Genomic DNA, 18,078 nt, shown 5'->3' with positions numbered 1-18,078 from the left:
ATTATACATAAAAGTACCCTATAGAGCAGACCTTTTTTAAGTGTCTACTCTATAGGGTACATTTTAATTGGATGATGTCACCTTTTTTAATGTTCTTTTTTGCGATTGTTCCTGCCGGAAGTTCGAGTGCTGAATAAGCAGACCTTACTGGTGGAACCAATCTCCAAGGCTTTAAATCCGATACCGTTTTTACGACCCTGTTCATTTCATCGAGAAAGACAACATCGATCGGGAACTTCATAAAAAACATGTGAACGGAGTTGCAGGGCGTGATTAGTAGTCCTTCTTGAGTAATAGGCTCTTTATAAAACAAAAGTCCTTTCAGCCGTGTCCAATAGCTGTCAGCAATCTTTATATTGAGCCGCAAATCTACAACAGTCGATTCCATGGAATCCCTCCTTTTTCACTAAATTCATTATACAGAACAAAATCGTTCAAAATAAAGAATGAAATAGTGTGAAAGAGTAAGGTAAAGCAAGAAAAAGTGAGAAAAGTGTTCTTTTAATAGAACAAACGACCTAATTTGAGAGTTTTCAAAATATTACGTTCGATATACAATTCAGTTAGGTTCTTAATACAGAACAAAAAACAAAAACAAACTTTATAGGAGGAATGGACATGATGGATCAATTCGTAAGACTTATCAAGGAAGAAGAAGGACAGGCGTTGACGGAGTATGGGTTGTTGGTTGGGCTGATTGCGATTGCTGTAGTTACTATTTTAGGGACGGTAGGAACAAAACTTACAGGTGTTTTCACCACGATTACGGAAAAGCTGCCTTAAAAGAAATTCCAAGCCCTGCCCCGGCAGGGCTTTTTCTAACATGAAAGGAGATTGACCATGTCAAACTTTATGATTGCCCTCATTCTAATTATTTCCGTCATTACAGATCTTCGCAGCAGAAAAATATTGAATATCGTTACGCTTCCGGCTATCCTCGTAGCCCTCATCTATCATACTTTCACACCTGGACTTGATGGCTTCTTGTTCAGCGGTAAAGGGTTTCTTGTCGGGTTAGGATTGCTGCTAATACCATTCCTTATGAAAGGGATTGGAGCGGGGGACGTAAAGCTTCTTGCTGCGATTGGTGCCTGGAAGGGAGCGATGTTCGTTCTTTATACAGCGGTTTACGCTGGAATTATTGGGGGACTTGTTGCGGTAGTCGTTTTAGTCAAAAATAAAAGGCTCGGCTTTACCTTGAAGAATATGCTTTTTTCACTCATGTTTTTAAAAGGAGTGAAGGGATCACTGCAAATATCAGATAATGGCAATAATTCTATATCTATTCCTTACGCCGTACCTATCGCTTTGGGGGCACTGCTTACATTCCTGATGGAGGCTTTCCTATGAAGTCTCAAAAAGGTCAGTCTTTGGTGGAAACAGCGTTAGTTATCCCGATATTAATTATCCTTCTTTTTGGAATTACCGATTTCGGCAGAGTTTTTCATACATACCTGACACTTGATCATGCAGGCAGGGAGGGTGCCAGATGGGCTTCCATTGGCAAGAGTACAGGTGAGGTAGAGTCGAAAGTTTTGAGCTCAGCAGGAAGTTTAGATACAAGCAAGCTGGGAGTCAATATTGCTTCAAGCGGTAACAGCGGCGATGAAGCGACAATTACTTTAACCTATCCGTTTGAATTCCTGACACCTATAGTCGGACAGAGCCTCAAAAAAGTTGAGGTTAAGAACACTACTGTAATGAGGGTGGAATAATGAAGCGAACATTACAATCTTTATTAAATGAACAAAAAGGTACTGCGATGATCCTTGTTGCTCTGTGTATGTTCATGCTGATAGGGTTTACCGCTATCGCCGTGGACGCCGGCGCACTGTATTTTGAAAAGAGCCGGCTCCAAAAAGCTTTGGATGCAGCTGTTTTAGGGGGAGCCCAAAGACTAAAGGTCTCAGAAGCTGATGCCGAAAGCACTGCAATTGATCTTGCCGGAAAAAACGGATTTACGGTTAGCGCAGATGAAGTGACAACAGGGGGCAATTTTATTGAAATAAATAAAACTGTCAATAAGGATCTAACTTTTGCCCGGATCTTTGGAAAAACAAGTGCCGATGTACCGGCCTCTGCCAAAGCCGTGGTTAGCGGAAGATTAAAAAAAGGGGAAGGTATTGTCCCTGTAGCAATTGAAGATCAGGAGTATGTCGCGGGGCAGTCTAAAGTTCTGCATTTTCAACCTGGAAACCCCAATAACTCACCTCACTCAGGGAATTTTGGATTCCTCGGACTGGACGGGCCTGGAGGGAAAATATTGCGTGAGGGAATTAAGTACGGCTCTGAAAAAGCTGTTTTGGAGGAGTATGAATGGACGGAGCCCGGGCTCTCATGGGGGAATGTGAAAGACGCATTCCAGTGGAGGATTGACCAAGATATTGGGAAAAGTCATTGTCAGTCATACGCAACATCTGATAATACATGCACTCGAATCATTACAGTACCAATTGTGGAGTCTTTTGAAGGTGCCGACGGTAAAACAATGGTGAAAATCGTGAGATTTGCAGCCTTTTGGATTGAGTCAGTCGGACAGCACGAAGTAAAAGGCCGCTTCATCGATATTGTAGATCGGGGGGAGTTCGAAGAAGTTGGAGAAGGTGAGGAAGACTACGGCATTTCCGGCGTCAAGCTCGTTAATTAATTTCAAAATATCAGATAAGCAGGTGGACAAATGAATACGAAGAAGATTTGGCTGTTTGCCATGGTGTTGGGCTTGATGGCCGCTGGATTTTTATATGTAATGATCAATGATTCGCAAAAAGGCGTTGCACAGGAAGCTGCTGTGGCCGAGGAGGAGCCGGAAGAGAAGGAAGTGACTGAAGAGCCGGAGGAGGAAACACCGCCTCCGCTCACGATTGCCAAGGGGAAGCGTGCCATCACGGTTGAAGTCAGTGATGTTCAAGGGGTGGCCGGGAATGTAAAGGCCGGCTCGTTTGTAGATGTCGTCGCTATCATGGTCGTACCCGAGGAGTATAAAGAAAAGCAGCATGATGCCGCGACGCTTCTATTACAGAATGTGAAGGTTTTGGAGGTAGGACATGCCGCAGATGATGAGGAGGCCAAGAAGCGTTACCAGATGGTCACGCTTGAAGTCACTTCGAAAGAGGGGCTGGCGCTCGGGTTTGCAACAAAGCATGAGCTTTATCTAATGCTAAGGCAGGAAGGCGACGAGAAGGTGAATCCGAAGCATACGCATATCCATGAAGATGACTTGCATGAAGGGGTGTTTAGGTAATGGTCAAAATTTTTTGCATTAAAGGAAACGAAGATTGGACAAAGAATCTGGAGGAAACAGCCAAGGACATTGGATGTAAAATCAGTTGGTCCACCAATGAGTTCAAGCTGCTGGAACGTCTGCAGAAAGCCGAAAACACGCTCGTTCTTTTGCCGCATTCATCCGAATATGATGTTTACCGGCTTTGTTCAAAGGTTTTGGAGCAAATTCCGCTGGTAACCGTCCTGTTAGTCTTTGAAAGCGATGAGCAGCTCGACATGCAAAAGGCCCTGAGAGCCGGTGCTGACGATGTCATTTTCCTCTCATCGCCTTTGCCACAAATAAAGGATGATCTGCATCTGGCCGTTTCAAACAGTAAGAATAAAAAGGCCATGGACGCGAAAAAACAGGGAAAAGTGATTACTTTTGCCAGTACGAAGGGCGGCGTAGGCAAAACGACAGCTGCCGTCAATTTGGCTGCAGCTATGGGGAAAAAGTTTTCTCGGACTGCAGTGATTGACCTCGATCTGCAATTTGGTGATGTGGCGATGATCTGCGATGTCAAACCGAAGAAAACTATCTATGACTGGGTGAAGGAGGATCCGGGCGGGGCGAAGATTGAAAGCTTCATGACACCATTTAAAGACGGTGTTTCCATTTTGGCGGCTCCGCAAAGACCAGAATTTGCTGAGGTCATTACAGGTGATTTTGTTAGAAAAGCTATTCATTCTTTAAGACAGCTGTTTGATGCGGTGATCATCGACTGCTCCAGCCATATGGATGAGAATGTTATCGTTGCTCTAGAAAATTCAGATGAAATCATGGTTATGACTTATTATGACCTGCCGACATTAAAGAACAGCAAAATGCTGATTGATACATTGGACTCCCTGCAGCTTGCTGGAAAGGTAAAAGTCGTTTTGAACCGCAAAAGGAAAGTGAAGGGGCTATCCCCAGGTGTTGTTGAAAAAGTGCTCGGACTTACGGCATTTGCCGAACTGCCAGCCAAAGAAGCAATATTTGTTAACTCCGTAAATGCAGGCAATCCTGTAATTTACTCAAGTCCGAGGTCAAAAGCTGCCAAAGAATTCATCAAGATGGCCGGAATGCTGATCCATCCTGAAACAAGTAAAAATCCGAAGAAACAAAAAGTTAAGTCCATGGTTCATGCAGGGGGGCATGTGTAATGTCTTTATTGACCAGGCTTGGGGGCGATGACCAGCTGCTCGCAAAAGATGGAAGCGATCAGACGGCTGTCACGACACTAGCCTCCAAAGAGTTATCTGATTTGGAAGTTCGTTTCCACAACTTTGTCGTAGAGGAAATCAAACGCCCGGAAAATCAGGACGAAGATGTCGAACTGCTCATAGAGAAGTTGGCGGACCAGTTTTTTGAAAGTGAAGGGGAGCATTTGACCTTTGAGGAAAAAAAGCAGTTATTGCATGATATCAATCATGAATTGACAGGTTACGGGCCGGTCTCCCCGCTTCTAGCTGATCCTCGTGTGACGGAAGTGATGGTAAACGGACCGGATGATATTTACGTGGAAATGAACGGTAAAATTGAAAAAACGCCTGTCCGTTTCAGAGATGACAAACATGTATTCCGCGTGATCGAAAAGATTGTCGCGCCGCTTGGAAGAAGAATTGATGAAAGTGTTCCGATGGTTGACGCCAGACTGCCCGATGGCTCCCGTGTCAATGCGATCATTCCGCCGCTGGCTCTGAATGGTCCAACTGTGACCATCCGGAAATTCTCCGAGACGCCATTCACCATTTTTGACCTCAAGCGGATGAATACATTGAATGAAAACATGGCGGACTTTTTAAAAGCAGCTGTGCATTCCAAGCTGAACATTTTCATCAGCGGGGGGACAGGATCTGGAAAAACAAGTACCTTGAATGTCCTTTCCTCCTTCATTCCGCCGGATGAAAGGATTGTTACTATCGAGGACGCGGCAGAATTGAGGCTTTCCCAGGAACATGTGGTTTCTTTGGAATCACGGCCCAAAAACATTGAGGGGCAAGGTGAAGTGTCAATAAGGGATCTTGTGCGGAACTCCCTGAGGATGCGTCCGGACCGTATCATTGTCGGAGAGGTACGGAGCGCAGAAGCACTGGATATGCTTCAAGCGATGAATACCGGACATGAAGGGAGTTTGGGGACAGGACACGCCAACTCACCGAGGGATTTGCTTGCAAGGCTGGAAACGATGGTGTTGATGGCCGGGTTTGATTTGCCGGTCAGGGCCATCCGTGAGCAAATCGCCGGAGCCTTGGATTTGATCGTCCAGCAGTCAAGGATGAAGGATGGCTCAAGGAAAATCACCCAGATTACAGAGGTTCTTGGACTTGAAGGGGATACGATCACCCTCCAGGACATTTTTATTTACAAGGAAGAGAAGAACTTAAGTACCGGTCAGCTGGAGTCAAAATATCAATTTACCGGTATTCGTCCTCATTGCGCCGAGCGATTGGAATTGTCTGGCTTTAATATCCAGGAAATTTTTAAGGAGGAATGGTGATGGATCAATCCGTTCCTCTAATCATTCTATCGACATTCTTTGCCGTCACCTTATTGTTTAAGCTCTTTTTCTCTATGATTATGACAAAGCTTCAATATCGAAAAAGAATAAAGAGATATGTCGGGCAAGTGGATATGCCGAAGGGAAAAAAGGCGGAAATTCCAGCGTCGAAGGGAAAGCAGTCTTCCTTAAAAGCTGCTGCAAAAGTGATCGAAGGCTTGCTCGGCATGAAAAAACATGAAAATCTGCTCATGCAGTCAGGCGTCAAGCTATCGCAGGGAGAATTATTGATAGGCAGATTCATGACAGCAATCATCTGCTTTTCAATCTCTTATTTATACGGCCTTCACATTGTTTATACTGTTGTTTTCGGTATCGCAGGCTTCCATTTGCCTGTGATGTATGTAAAACGGAAACGGAAAATACGGCTTCAGAGATGTGCGGAGCAGCTAGGGAATGCCTTGGGGACGATGGCCAATGCACTAAGGGCAGGCTTTAGTTTCATGCAGGCCATGAAGATGGTGGCCGAAGAAATTGAAGATCCGTTGGGGCCCGAATTTCTGAAAGCTCTGGAAGAAATAAAATATGGGATTCCTATGGAAACAGCGTTTGAAAGCTTGGCGAAGCGCCTGCCTGATAAAGAGCTGGCGATCGTCCTGAATACAATTTTAATCCAGCGCACAAGCGGTGGGAATTTGGCTTACTTGATGGAAACGATGCAGGAGACAATTATTGACCGGGCCCGGGTAAGGGATGAAGTAAAGTCACTTACGGCCCAGGGAAGGATGTCCTCGGTCGTCATCACCCTGTTGCCGATAGCCCTTGCTCTGTACATTAAGTTTGTGAATCCGGAATACTTCCAGATGTTGTTCAGTCATCCATTGGGCTGGGTGATGGTCGTCGCAGGGTGCATGAGCATCATTCTTGGCTGGTTTTTTATCAAGAAGATTGTGCATATCGAGGTGTAAAAGATGATCACCATATACTATATTATCTTGAGTTCTCTATTTTTCACCCTGGTCATTGGGGCTGTTTTAGGCACCATATACCGGAAGGAGCTTGCTATACAGGAGAGGGCCGTTTACTATTTTGGGATTGATAAAGTTAAAAATGAGAAGCAAAAGAAGGATTCCCAATTGATGCTGTCTTTGAAAAAATTCAATGATCGTGTGAAGCAATTGATTGCCAAGGTCATTTCGGCGCAGCGTCAAAAAGAGCTGGAGCAAAGGCTCCGGGAGGCTGGATATCCACTAAAACTGAAGGCCATCGACTTCAGATTCTTACAGGTCTTGATTGGGAGCATTCTGTTCCTTCTAGTTTATTTGCTGGTTGGAAAAGCGGATGCAAACTTTTTCTCTACCCTGTTTCTGGCAGGAATTACAGCAGCCCTGGGCATATATTATCCTTCGTTTTATTTAAGCTCCATCATCAAAAAGCGGAGGTTTGAAATCCAGAAGAGCATGCCCGACTTCTTTGATATGGTGAACCTATCGATTGAAGCCGGAATGGGGCTGGATGCCGCCATCATTAAAGTGTGCAACCAAACAAAGGGACCGCTTTCGGAAGAGTTTTTACAAACTATCGAAGATATGAAGCTTGGAAAATCGCGGCGGGAAGCATTGGCTGATTTAAGGAAAAGGGTCCCGGTTCCGCAGTTTCAAAGCATTATCACCTCCCTCATTCAGGCAGACCTGCTTGGCGTCGGGATGGCGAAGGTGCTCCGATCCCTGACTGAAAGGATCAGAGAGCAACGAACGCAGTTCGCCCGGGAACAGGCAATGAAAGCTCCGGTAAAAATGATCTTTCCGATGATGTTCTTTATCTTCCCGGCCATTTTCATAGTGCTGCTGGGGCCGTTGGTCATTTATATGCTCGAAACTTTTCTATGAAAAGGTGTAGTAAATCCAGGTGAAGGTAAATTCCTTCACCTGTTTGGTTTTTCAAACAACTAAAACCGTATCAATCATCTTCCGCAGGATCGCTCCGGGTGATTTCAATTTCACATCCTACCTAGGTTGTGTATCCACCGGCTATGCATTGTCAAACTCCTTAGGGAAGCAGTGGCCGTGGCAGTTTCACGCTCCCAATCTCTCGTTGCACGTTAGTTTTATACCATTACTTTCCAGCAAAGAAGGAATTGCCCCAGCAGGAATAGAAGTACTTCAAAGGAGGCTGATAGTATGAAAATTAGTATTAACGGGAACACGCTTGAATTAAAAATCGGAGATATTACAAAGCAGACGACGGATGCGATTGTAAATGCAGCCATCGGCACTTTGCTGGGTGGCGGCGGAGTTGACGGAGCCATTCACCGGGCCGCCGGACCGGAGCTTCTTGAAGAATGTAAAAAAGTGCGCAGGGATTTGCTGGAGGGGGAACTACTAGCAACTGGAAAAGCAGTTATCACGGGAGGATATAATCTTGCTTCTAAGCATGTGATCCATACGGTGGGTCCTGTCTGGCATGGGGGGGCGAATCAGGAGGAGAAACTGTTGGCCGACTGCTACCGGAACTCACTTCAGCTTGCCGCGGCCAACAATATTAAAAGTATTTCATTTCCGTCCATATCAACTGGAGTGTACCGGTTTCCCGTGGAGCTTGCTTCTGAAATCGCGCTTCGTTCAATTCGGGAATTTTTGAATGAAGGTCGTTTTGGAGATGTCACTATGATGCTTTTTTCCGATATCGACTTTGGAAAATTTCAATCTTCACTTGAAAAACTGGTGCAACAATAAAAAAAACGGGTAATTGATTAGGAATCACCCAAAATCAGCCCGTAATCTTATCCGCTTTCATTTTGTCTTTCAATAAAAAGTCCCTGATTTCATCCTGTGTTAACCCAAGATATTTGGCCAACATAATTAGTTCCACCCATTCCTGGTCCAATGCCACTTTCAAGGGGCCCCCTCCTTATGTATCTGTATGCCTTATAATGATTTTATAAAATGAAGGTTAAAAGTAAGTTAAAAAACTCAAATATTGGGAAAATTTATTTAGATATTTGCAAAAGAAAAACTGCCTAAGGTCGGAAAGGGCAGTATATCAGTATATTATTGATGAATTGGGCTTTTTTTGTAGGGAAAATTCAGGTTGGAATACTTGAATTTATTCACTGCTGATGGAGAGTTTGTAGCCGAAGCCTCTCTCGGTTTGTATATATTTCGGTTTCTTGGGGTTATCTTCTATCTTTTTTCTTAAGGTGCTTAAGTTTACCTGGACTGTTTTCAAATCTGCATTTGACTCCATTCCCCAAATGCTATCATACAACTGTTCAGCGCTGAAAATTTGGTTTGGATTCTGGGCTAAATGGAAGAGCAACATTTTTTCTTTAGTGAAAAGGTCGACTTCCTCGTTGTTTTTCCGGACAGTTTTATTAGCGAGATTTATTGTCAAATTCCCCAGCTTCAATACATCGGGAGTAGATAATCCGCTCCGTCTAATATTTGCTTTGATTCTTGCCAGCAATTCGACGGGGTCGAATGGTTTAATGATAAAGTCATCGCATCCGATTTCAAAGCCTTCCAGTACGGTACTTTTTGATTTTTCACCAGAGATGAATATGAGAATGCCGTCGGATTTCTCCCTGAACTTGCGTGCAACATGAAAGCCGTTATGATCAGGAAGATTAATATCAAGAAGCAGGATATCCGGCTGAGTTTCATCAATCAAACGAAGTCCTTCGGATGCGCTTGTTGAAGAATAGACGGTGTATCCATCTTTCTCTAAATAAAGGCGCAGAATTTCTATGAGTGACTGCTCGTCCTCAATAATTAATATTTTAATTGTGTCCATATCAATCCCCCTAAGTAATCTTAATTTCGGACACGAGGACTCCCCGTTAGAGCCAGAAGCTGTCAAGGAGGTATTTCAGGGGAGGATAATGAAATAGGTCTGTAGTCCTCTACATGAAAATCTATGGAAACATAAGAATACAAAATAATTATATCAATTTAGTTACATCTAATCATAGCTTTACGGAGATTGTCGAACGATTTCTGAAAAAAGTGAATTTTTATCATGTAAAATTAGGACTAAAGTCTGGCGATAGTAAGGGTGTTCGTGATGAAAATAAAACAAGCCGCTTTTTTATTTGTCATGTTAATATTTCTTGTTTCATGTTCAGGGAAAAAAGCAAATGAAAATGTAAAGGATGGGCTATATCAGATTAGCGATTTTCCAGAGGCAGATGTGGAAAAGCTAAATGGAAATTGGGAGTTTTATTGGCAGGAGTTACTTACTCCTGATGATTTTGCAAAGGATAGTCAATCTGCCAAATGGATGGTGGAAGTTCCGGATCCTTGGAGCAGCTACGAAAAAGACGGGGAAAGACTGTCCAAACAAGGGTATGCAACTTATCGTTTACATATGGAATTTCCGGAAAGTGAGATTGGAACGACGAAGTCCCTCTATGTACCTGGGGTATCATCGGCCTATAAACTGTGGGTTTCGGGGGAACTTGAGGCAGAAAACGGAGTGGTGGGAAAGAGCAGAGATTTAATGGTGCCAAAAAAAGGCGCCAGGATGGTCCAGTTTCAGGTTCATGATAAACAGGTCGAACTAGTCATGCAAGTATCAAACTTTTATCAGCGAAAAGCGGGAATCTTTGACTCTATTTTAATCGGGGAGCCAGAGAGGATTGCACAATACCGCGAGAAGAAGCTCCTTTTTCGTTCAATGATTGTCGTGAGCTTAATTGTAATGGGGTTATATCACGTAGTATTATTCGCATTGCGGAGAAAAGAGCTGTCGCTTCTTTTCTTTGGAGTGATCTGTTTATTAATCTCTATAAGGGCGTCGCTTCTTGATGGCATCCTTGCTTCATACACTTTACCTTTCATAAGCTGGGAGTGGGGAAATAAGCTTGAATATATAGGTGCATCTTTGGGTGTCCTGTTTTTCACTTTATTTACGTATACTCAGTTTCCTAAAGACATGAGTTCAAATGTGAGGAATGCTATCGTTATAGTGATGGCGACTTATAGTCTTTTTGTCATTGTGACTCCGTCCATTATTTTCACAAATACAATGCAGCTTCTTCAATTGGCAATCATTCTTGTGTTTTCATACTTGATTCACGTCGATACGAAGGCATTGATAAGAAGACGGGAAAGCTCCCTGTTGAATGCTGTCGCAAACCTGATTATTTTCCTGGCGATAATCAACGATGTCCTGTTCTATAATCATTTCATCCAAACGACTGAACTGGCATCTGTCGGCTTGTTTTTCTTTTTGTTTACGCAATCAATCATTATTTCGCGTCATTATTCGAGGTCCTTCAAGCAAACAGAGAAACTTTCATATGACTTGGCCAGGCTGAATGTGTCGCTTGAACAACAGGTGCATGATCGGACGATGGAGCTTCGGCAAATCAACAAGGAGCTTCAAACTGCCAATCAAAAACTAAATGAGGCCCACCAGTCAAGAAGCAAGTGGATCCGGAATATTTACCATGAGATTGCAACCCCTCTGACAACCATCAGAGCCTATATGAAAGGGATTTTGGACGGAGTCATTGAAGGGGACAGGAAATTTATCCAGCTGGTCCACGAGCAAAGTTTGTACTTGTCCCGGCTGTTGAACGATTTGCATGATATGACGGAAATTGAAAATAGGGAGATTACGTTTAATAGAAAAAAAATCAATGTACGAGAATATGCGCAAAACTTATATGAAAAATATAAAGTGGATATTGAAAAGCAGGGAATCTCATTTTTATATGAAAATTCAACTCCAGAGGAAGAAGATATTTTTGTATTGATAGATAAACATAGAATTGAACAGGTGATTGTAAATTTCCTGACAAATGCTCAGAAGTTCATCGGAAATGATGGCTTCATTAAAATGGAAGTGGAAAAGGACGACGATCATCAAGTGGTTGTTAAAATTCAAGACAACGGAGTAGGCATAAGCGAGAAAGAAATTGGTCTCGTATTTGATCGGTTTTTTAAAAACAGAAGCCAGGAAATTATGTCCGCAGGATCCGGTTTGGGCTTAGCTATTTCCAAAGAGATTATCGAATTCCATGGCGGAACGATAGGTGTAACCAGTCAAGAAGGGGAAGGCAGCTGCTTTTACTTTATGTTACCAATAGTCTCAACTGTCTCAAAAACACACGAGAAACTCTAAGTGGATTGTGTGTTTTTATTTTTGGGTGATTTTATAGAATTTTTCAAATTTTGTAGTTTTTGCATCAGTCTTATGGTACATTTGATTTGGGTATTTTTACTTATGTGAGCAGGAGGAAGCAGATTGTGATGGACAAAAGATGGTTTGGAGCTTTTTTAATCCTGTTGTTTCTAATGGGGTGCGAGGCAAAGGAAGCAGCTGTAGAAGAGCCTGAAGCCGGAGCTGAAGAAATTGAAGAAAAGGAAGAAGCTGTTCAATTAAGCGTGGAAGAAGCACAGGAAATTGTAGAACGTAATATGGAGGAAATAAGTAAACAACTAAAAGACCTTCAAGGTGAGAAGACTGACTGGTTTCACCAGGAGTGGATTTTTGAACCTGAAAGCGACAAAGAAAAATATGATCAAGCTAAAGTCCTTGTAAAGGAACGGTTAAAAGATCTGGTGACGGAACCGGGGATGGAGTTGCAGGTCCCCATCTGGATGACGGCCAATTGGTGTGAATGTGACTCAGTTCCAGACACTTTATTTTGGGACCATGGAATTAGTCATCAGCTCATTGAGCAGAAGGAAGACCGGTTCATTATTTCATACTTGATTACGAATATTGATGACGGCTTATCCAGAGGTAAAAGGACAGTGGAATACATAAAAGAAAACGAAGAATGGAAGCTAAACGATGTCAAACGTATTACTCCGGAGGAGGAAAGCCTCGAATTGACCTTTGAGGATGTCGAAGCGTTTTTGGCCGCTCAATACGGAGGCGGGGAGAATGTTGAATTAATTGAGGAGACTGGTGATTACTTTGTTGTGAAGCAAGGTGATTTTTATTGGGCGATTCATAAGAATGACGGAACTTTTAATTATAATCTAATCGAAAAATATAAAGAGGCACCGGAAGAAACGGTAGTGGAATCTCCAATTGAGGAAGATACTGAAGAGGAAGAAGGATTTGAGGAAGAAAAAGAACCGGAAACAGTACAAGCTGAGGCCTCATCCAGTGAAATTGGAAAGTTTTCTGGGTTATGGGAGGAGCCGGGACGGTCAGAGGAAACACCTTATATGATGGTTGACATTCAAAATGTCGAAGGCGGCCAGGCAACGGTTCGAGTAGCTTATATGTCCGTTGGGGCAAGGCAGATTGCAGATGTTGAGGGTCAGGTAGTATTTGAAAATGGTGTTGGCAGCTTTACATATGATGAAGACGGATGGAATGGATCTGGAGAGGTGACAGTTGACCTAACTGGAGAGGGGCCAATCATCAAAGTGAAAATTAACAACGATGGAATGGGCTGGGGTCTATTCAATGGTTCATATAAAGTTACAAAAAGAGCAGAGTGAATTACACTACTAACCTTCGGAAAATATTCCGGAGGTTTTTTTACGCTTTGTGGCGTAAAATGTTCAGTAGGGAGTTATGTCTGAGGAATGGGAGCTGGCCTATGATCGATTTTAAATACGATAAACTTTTATCTATAAAGACAACGGGGGAACGTGAGGTTTCACCGTCACAGGTCCATTACCATCCATATGAGCCGACCCCTTATGCCGCACTGGACCAATTATTTTCCCGCTATAAGCTATCCGCGGATGACTGCCTGGTTGATATGGGGTGCGGTAAGGGAAGGGTGCCTTTTTATGTGAATCATCATTTTCAGGCTTCTGCAGTCGGGATTGAGATGAACCCCGCATTGTATGAAGATGCTCTTAAAAACAAAGCGAGCTACAGCAAGAAGGCAAGGCGACGAAAGGGCACCGTCGGATTTCATTGTGTACTTGCACAGGAATATGACATACGCTCACAGGATAATGTCTTTTTCTTTTTCAATCCATTCTCAGTGCAAATATTTATGACCGTTGTACAGCATATAATGGAGTCCGGCGAAAAACATCCTCGTAAGATTGAATTGATTTTGTATTACCCTTCCAATGAGTATCTGTACTATTTGATGAACCACACACAGTTCCAGCTCGTGGAAGAAGTGCGGCTTGATTATTTATATGAACGGAATGATAATGAGCGGATTTTAATTTTTCGAATGACTTGAAGGAGGGCTAAAATTGGGTAATAAATGGCATGAACGTTTTGATACGGAAGAATATATTTATGGTGAAGAACCAAATGATTTTATCAGGAGTGAAGCTGGTCGGCTGAAGAACTGCACGTCTGTTGTTTGTTTTGCGGAAGGAGAAGGCCGGAATGCCGTTTTTCTGGCCAAGCAGGGACATGACGTGACGGCTTGGGACTATGCGGAAAGCGGCCTGGAGAAAACGCAGAAGCTGGCTGAGAAAAGTGGTGTCGAGGTACGAACGAAAAAGGTGGACCTCCTGGAATATGAAGTGGATACCGGAGCATTTGATGCGGCAGTGATGGTGTTCGGCCATTTTTATGGTGAAGGCCAAAGGAAGGTGTTTGAAAAAATGCTGAAAGCTGTGAAGCCGGGCGGTATCGTTATGCTGGAGGTTTATTCTAAAGAGCAGCTGGAGTACGGTACGGGCGGTCCCCGTGAGGCAGACATGCTCTATAATCCAAAGGAGATACTTGAGTGGTGTGATGGGCACCGTGTTGTCCATTTCTTTTGCGGTGAACGGATGCGAGAGGAAGGGCGGCTACATACTGGATTGGCGCATGTCATCCAATTGATACTTATTAAATAACAATAGATCTAACATTATTTTGAGGAGCATGCAGAGAAAACTCTGCATGTTTTTTTATGTTTTGGCCATAAAGCGGCACTATAAAAGGCTCTTCATCCTTAAAATGAGCTAGTATGCCCTGTGCCTTCTTTTCTCATTGCCTTTTGGGCGATTCTTTTTTTGTGCGGGTAATCTGATTATTTTATCCCCTATAGTGGCCAATGCACAATCCACAACATTGTTCTTAGCACTAGTTTCTATGTGTAATTAATCGGTTTTTCGTAAAAAAACTTAGACTATTGTAACCGCTCTAATTTCCAATTTGTTGAATTTTTATTACTAAGTAATACTTTCTGTCTTTAATCCACTGTCCTGCAGCATCATTCATTGTTGCTCTTGGCCGAAAGTGAAAACATCAAACCTATGGTTCACCAAAGATACAATATCTTGCTATATGATAAATTTTTTTAGCGTGGTTCTTGAAAACTCTTTAGGTTTTCACAAGGCATGAGTTATAAATGGGTTATGGAATTTTCAAAACATTTCAACGAAGGAGAGCTTGAAGCGTTGGTATGAGTGTGTACTAGGGGACAAAGTGGATTGGATCCTGGTGAACTCCCAAATGGAGAGAATATATAAGGATTCCATGTGGCGGGATATACTTGCACCTATGATGGAAAGGCAACTGATTGCATTCAGTTTCGAAGAAGCACCTGTCGCAGTGAGTAATTCAAAGATTCTTGTAGGTCCCAGTGCAAAGGGGCAGCCTCTTCACAGGAAAAGAAGATAGGAAGTCCGTTCATAAGCTCATTCTATTGAAATAAAGATCCATCGGAGGTGCAACCTGTGAAACACACAATTATATACCAGGACACTTGCATCGCTTGTACAGCGAAGCGGCACCTGAAAAATATAAAATTAAGAGGGAGGAATACTGATGAAAGATGGTAATAGACTAGTTTGGATTCTGGATGATGAATGGACGGATCACAGTATTGAAAAGGAATTGTATGAACAAAATGGGTTCGAGGTGAAAGTGACGCGTTCTGAAAATCTGGAAAAGGATCTTCCGCAGTATGCGCCATATGCTGATGGCGTCGTAGCACAAGTAGGGTTTTTGTGTCAGGCAGAACTGATTAATCAATTGGATGCCTGCAAAGTCATCTCGGCTTCTGGAGTCGGTTATAACCACATCGATGTGGATGCTGCTACCAAAAAAGGCATCGTTGTCACCCATGTGTCGGATTATTGTTCGGAGGAGGTATCCGACCACACCATCACCCATATTCTTTCACTGGCCCGTCGTTTCCCGGCTTATAACCGACAAATCCAAAATGGGAAATGGGATCCAGTGAATACCCAGCCGATTCAGCGTTTTAACAAACATACGGTCGGACTTCTCGGGCTTGGAAGAATTGGAAGCAAGGTGGCAAAAAAGCTCAGTTCTTTCGGGGTTAGCCTAATCGCACATGATTCGAATAGTTCTCAGGAAGTCTTTGACAGATATTCGATTGAAAGGGTCACGTTTGACGAGCTTCTGGAGCGGTCTACCATTTTGACCATGCATGTGTCATTAAAGAATGAAACCAGAAATATCATCGGTTATGAGGAACTCAAGAAGATGCCAAAAGGCGCATTTATCGTCAATACCAGCAGGGGCGGTCTCCTTGACGAAGAAGGCTTACGCCAAGCAATCCTGGAGGAGCATATTGCGGGTGCCGGACTGGATGTATTGGTAAATGAGCCGCCGGTATTCAATGATCCGCTGCTTCATCTAGACGAAGTGTTTATTACCCCGCACTCTGCCTATATATCTGATGATGCAATTTATGAATTAAAAAGCAAAACCTGCCAAAATATCATTGACATACTGGATGGCCGGGAAGTGGAAGGCACTTTGAATCCCCAGGTGTTAATAGCCTTGAATGTTTAAAACTAGTAGTTCTTTCACAGAGTGAACCATGACAGGCTCATGGGGGACCTTGGCAAAAATAATAAAACTGAAGCTCGCATTATGAAGGAGAAGTGTCTAGGTCAAAAACTGTAAAATCACTCAGCCTATGAAAGTTACCCCGCCTGAAATACCACGAAGGTGCTAAAAGGAGATTGCAAGCTAAATCACTAGATATAAAATTATTATCCTCTTCATGAAAGTACTGAAACGATTCACCTCTGTACTTTCATGAAGGGGCTACCATTCGATAGCGCGATAGAGGATCAAGGATTGAATAAATGTGTTTACTATATTGTTCTTATACTAATTTTGTGGCTATTTATTACAGCTAATTGTTATTGATTTTTACTAAGTTTTTTGTTATATTGTGTAAATTTTTGCTCTACTCCCAAAATATTAGTTTTTTTATAAAAAAATATCGTTTAATAAGTATAAATATTGGAAATTCTTCTCGATATTTAATTAGCTGACAGAAGGGAGCATGAAATGTACAAAAGTCTAACAAAAGAAAGTTCTAAAAGTTTTTGGCGGGAACAGGTAAAAAAGTTGGATGCCTATATTCCAGGCAAATCGATTGAAGAGACTAAAAAAGAATATCATTTGCATAAGGTTATTCGCCTTGCATCAAATGAAAGCCCTTTCGGACCTTCTCCAAAAGCAATAGAGGCGATGAAAAAAGAAATCCAGGATGGGCATTTGTATCCAGACTCCACATGCACGACTTTACGCGAAAGGCTTGGGGAACTCCATGGGATTGATCCTGGCAGCTATGTTGTTGCTAATGGTGCAGACAATATTATTAATCTTTTAATCGCATCTTATGTAAATCCCGGGGATGAAGTGGTCTATTGCACCCCGACTTTTTCGGAGTATAGCAAAAACACCCTGCTGATGGGAGGAACTACAGTCGAGGTTCCAACGTCTGACGACTTCGTCTTTGATCTTGAAATGATGCTTGAAGCAATTACTGAAAAAACAAAACTTGCCATTGTGTGCAATCCGAATAACCCGACCGGGACTATTGTCGATGAGGACAAGCTGCGTGATTTTCTTAACCGTTTGCCAGGACACGTCATTCCAGTGCTGGATGAAGCTTATATTGAGTTTGTCACACACGAAAGTTATGCAACAGGAGTTGAGTACATAAAGGAAGGCTTTCCGGTTATTTCCATTCGGACTTTTTCAAAATTATACGGATTGGCCGGCATGCGGGTGGGATACGCCGTGGCAAGCGAAGAACTTATAGAACCGTTATTGACAGTACGCGAGCCGTTTGCATGTAACAGAATTGCACAAGCTGCTGCGGTTGCTGCTATTGATGACTACGAGTATATTGGCAAAGTTTTATGCGAGAATCGACGCGAAATGACAAAGATGATTGAAAAACTTCATTCGCTAGGATTTGAGGCAGAACCAACGCATACGAATTTCATTTTTGTCAACATGAAGCAAGATTCATCACGTTTAGCCAATAACTTATTAAAAAAAGGTTTCATTATTCGTCCATGCGCACCATGGGGATACCCTGAGCACGCAAGGATCAGCATCGGAACAGCAGCGCAAAATGAACATTTTTTCACTGTATTGGAACAAATACTTACCGAAAGATAATACAACCCAT

The 18,078-nt window shown here is 42.8% G+C and carries 20 protein-coding genes; 17 read left to right on the top strand and 3 right to left on the bottom strand.

From position 1 onward, the window contains the following. Positions 1-49: 49 nt before the first annotated feature. Positions 50-388 (bottom strand): DUF192 domain-containing protein, encoded by a 339-nt coding sequence (locus tag D4T97_RS20245; RefSeq protein WP_126052598.1) that lies wholly within the window; start codon positions 386-388, stop codon positions 50-52. Positions 389-618: 230 nt separating this feature from the next. On the opposite strand from D4T97_RS20245, the gene D4T97_RS20240 reads away from it, so the two are divergent. The 10 genes from D4T97_RS20240 (at position 619) to D4T97_RS20195 (ending at position 8,479) form a co-directional block, all read left to right on the top strand. Then, positions 619-783, top strand: coding sequence for a Flp family type IVb pilin (locus tag D4T97_RS20240; protein ID WP_206435598.1), 165 nt, complete (start codon positions 619-621; stop codon positions 781-783). A gap of 57 nt (positions 784-840) precedes the next feature. Further along, entirely contained in the window at positions 841-1,350 is a 510-nt protein-coding gene (locus D4T97_RS20235) for an A24 family peptidase (protein ID WP_126052597.1), read from the top strand. Continuing rightward, complete coding sequence (locus tag D4T97_RS20230; RefSeq protein WP_126052596.1) at positions 1,347-1,715, top strand: TadE/TadG family type IV pilus assembly protein; 369 nt, start codon at positions 1,347-1,349, stop codon at positions 1,713-1,715. Before D4T97_RS20235 ends, D4T97_RS20230 begins: the two co-directional genes overlap by 4 nt. Next, positions 1,715-2,647: a pilus assembly protein TadG-related protein gene (locus tag D4T97_RS20225; RefSeq protein WP_126052595.1), complete on the top strand. Its 933-nt coding sequence runs from the start codon at positions 1,715-1,717 to the stop codon at positions 2,645-2,647. The genes D4T97_RS20230 and D4T97_RS20225 overlap by 1 nt, the downstream gene beginning before the upstream one ends. Before the next feature lie 30 nt (positions 2,648-2,677). Continuing rightward, a complete protein-coding gene (gene cpaB, locus D4T97_RS20220; RefSeq protein ID WP_126052594.1) occupies positions 2,678-3,241 on the top strand; it encodes a Flp pilus assembly protein CpaB in 564 nt (187 codons plus the stop codon). Beyond that, on the top strand, positions 3,241-4,407 hold the full coding sequence (locus D4T97_RS20215; protein ID WP_126052593.1) for an AAA family ATPase: 1,167 nt from the start codon (positions 3,241-3,243) through the stop codon (positions 4,405-4,407). Before cpaB ends, D4T97_RS20215 begins: the two co-directional genes overlap by 1 nt. Beyond that, positions 4,407-5,744 (top strand): CpaF family protein, encoded by a 1,338-nt coding sequence (locus D4T97_RS20210; protein WP_126052592.1) that lies wholly within the window; start codon positions 4,407-4,409, stop codon positions 5,742-5,744. The genes D4T97_RS20215 and D4T97_RS20210 overlap by 1 nt, the downstream gene beginning before the upstream one ends. Further along, positions 5,744-6,712 carry a type II secretion system F family protein gene (locus D4T97_RS20205; RefSeq protein WP_164525670.1) on the top strand — a complete coding sequence of 323 codons (969 nt, stop codon included), beginning with the start codon at positions 5,744-5,746 and terminating at the stop codon, positions 6,710-6,712. Before D4T97_RS20210 ends, D4T97_RS20205 begins: the two co-directional genes overlap by 1 nt. A gap of 3 nt (positions 6,713-6,715) precedes the next feature. Next, positions 6,716-7,633, top strand: a complete 918-nt coding sequence (locus tag D4T97_RS20200; protein WP_126052590.1) for a type II secretion system F family protein — start codon at positions 6,716-6,718, stop codon at positions 7,631-7,633. Between the two features lie 291 nt (positions 7,634-7,924). Beyond that, positions 7,925-8,479: an O-acetyl-ADP-ribose deacetylase gene (locus D4T97_RS20195; protein WP_126052589.1), complete on the top strand. Its 555-nt coding sequence runs from the start codon at positions 7,925-7,927 to the stop codon at positions 8,477-8,479. A 34-nt stretch (positions 8,480-8,513) separates the two neighbouring features. Here the strand turns inward: D4T97_RS20195 and D4T97_RS20190 are convergent, their stop codons facing one another. Further along, positions 8,514-8,636, bottom strand: a complete 123-nt coding sequence (locus D4T97_RS20190; RefSeq protein ID WP_328588790.1) for an anti-repressor SinI family protein — start codon at positions 8,634-8,636, stop codon at positions 8,514-8,516. Positions 8,637-8,849: 213 nt separating this feature from the next. Then, a complete protein-coding gene (locus D4T97_RS20185) occupies positions 8,850-9,536 on the bottom strand; it encodes a response regulator transcription factor (protein WP_126052587.1) in 687 nt (228 codons plus the stop codon). Positions 9,537-9,806: 270 nt separating this feature from the next. On the opposite strand from D4T97_RS20185, the gene D4T97_RS20180 reads away from it, so the two are divergent. The 7 genes from D4T97_RS20180 (at position 9,807) to hisC (ending at position 18,068) form a co-directional block, all read left to right on the top strand. Beyond that, entirely contained in the window at positions 9,807-11,870 is a 2,064-nt protein-coding gene (locus tag D4T97_RS20180; protein WP_126052586.1) for a sensor histidine kinase, read from the top strand. Positions 11,871-11,995: 125 nt separating this feature from the next. Beyond that, positions 11,996-13,207 (top strand): hypothetical protein, encoded by a 1,212-nt coding sequence (locus D4T97_RS20175; protein WP_126052585.1) that lies wholly within the window; start codon positions 11,996-11,998, stop codon positions 13,205-13,207. 101 nt (positions 13,208-13,308) lie between these two features. Next, positions 13,309-13,914 (top strand): class I SAM-dependent methyltransferase, encoded by a 606-nt coding sequence (locus D4T97_RS20170; protein WP_126052584.1) that lies wholly within the window; start codon positions 13,309-13,311, stop codon positions 13,912-13,914. Positions 13,915-13,927: 13 nt separating this feature from the next. After that, positions 13,928-14,524, top strand: a complete 597-nt coding sequence (locus D4T97_RS20165; protein ID WP_126052583.1) for a class I SAM-dependent methyltransferase — start codon at positions 13,928-13,930, stop codon at positions 14,522-14,524. 601 nt (positions 14,525-15,125) lie between these two features. Continuing rightward, positions 15,126-15,293: a hypothetical protein gene (locus tag D4T97_RS20635; RefSeq protein WP_164525669.1), complete on the top strand. Its 168-nt coding sequence runs from the start codon at positions 15,126-15,128 to the stop codon at positions 15,291-15,293. A 147-nt stretch (positions 15,294-15,440) separates the two neighbouring features. After that, entirely contained in the window at positions 15,441-16,436 is a 996-nt protein-coding gene (locus D4T97_RS20160; RefSeq protein ID WP_126052582.1) for a C-terminal binding protein, read from the top strand. 507 nt (positions 16,437-16,943) lie between these two features. After that, positions 16,944-18,068 carry a histidinol-phosphate transaminase gene (hisC, locus tag D4T97_RS20155; protein WP_126052581.1) on the top strand — a complete coding sequence of 375 codons (1,125 nt, stop codon included), beginning with the start codon at positions 16,944-16,946 and terminating at the stop codon, positions 18,066-18,068. Positions 18,069-18,078: the final 10 nt, after the last annotated feature.

The sequence above is a fragment of the Siminovitchia acidinfaciens genome (assembly GCF_003605385.1).
Lineage (GTDB): Bacteria > Bacillota > Bacilli > Bacillales > Bacillaceae_C > Siminovitchia > Siminovitchia acidinfaciens.
The sequence above is the reverse complement of the archived record's forward strand: the minus strand, read 5'-3'. Positions and strand labels throughout refer to the sequence as shown.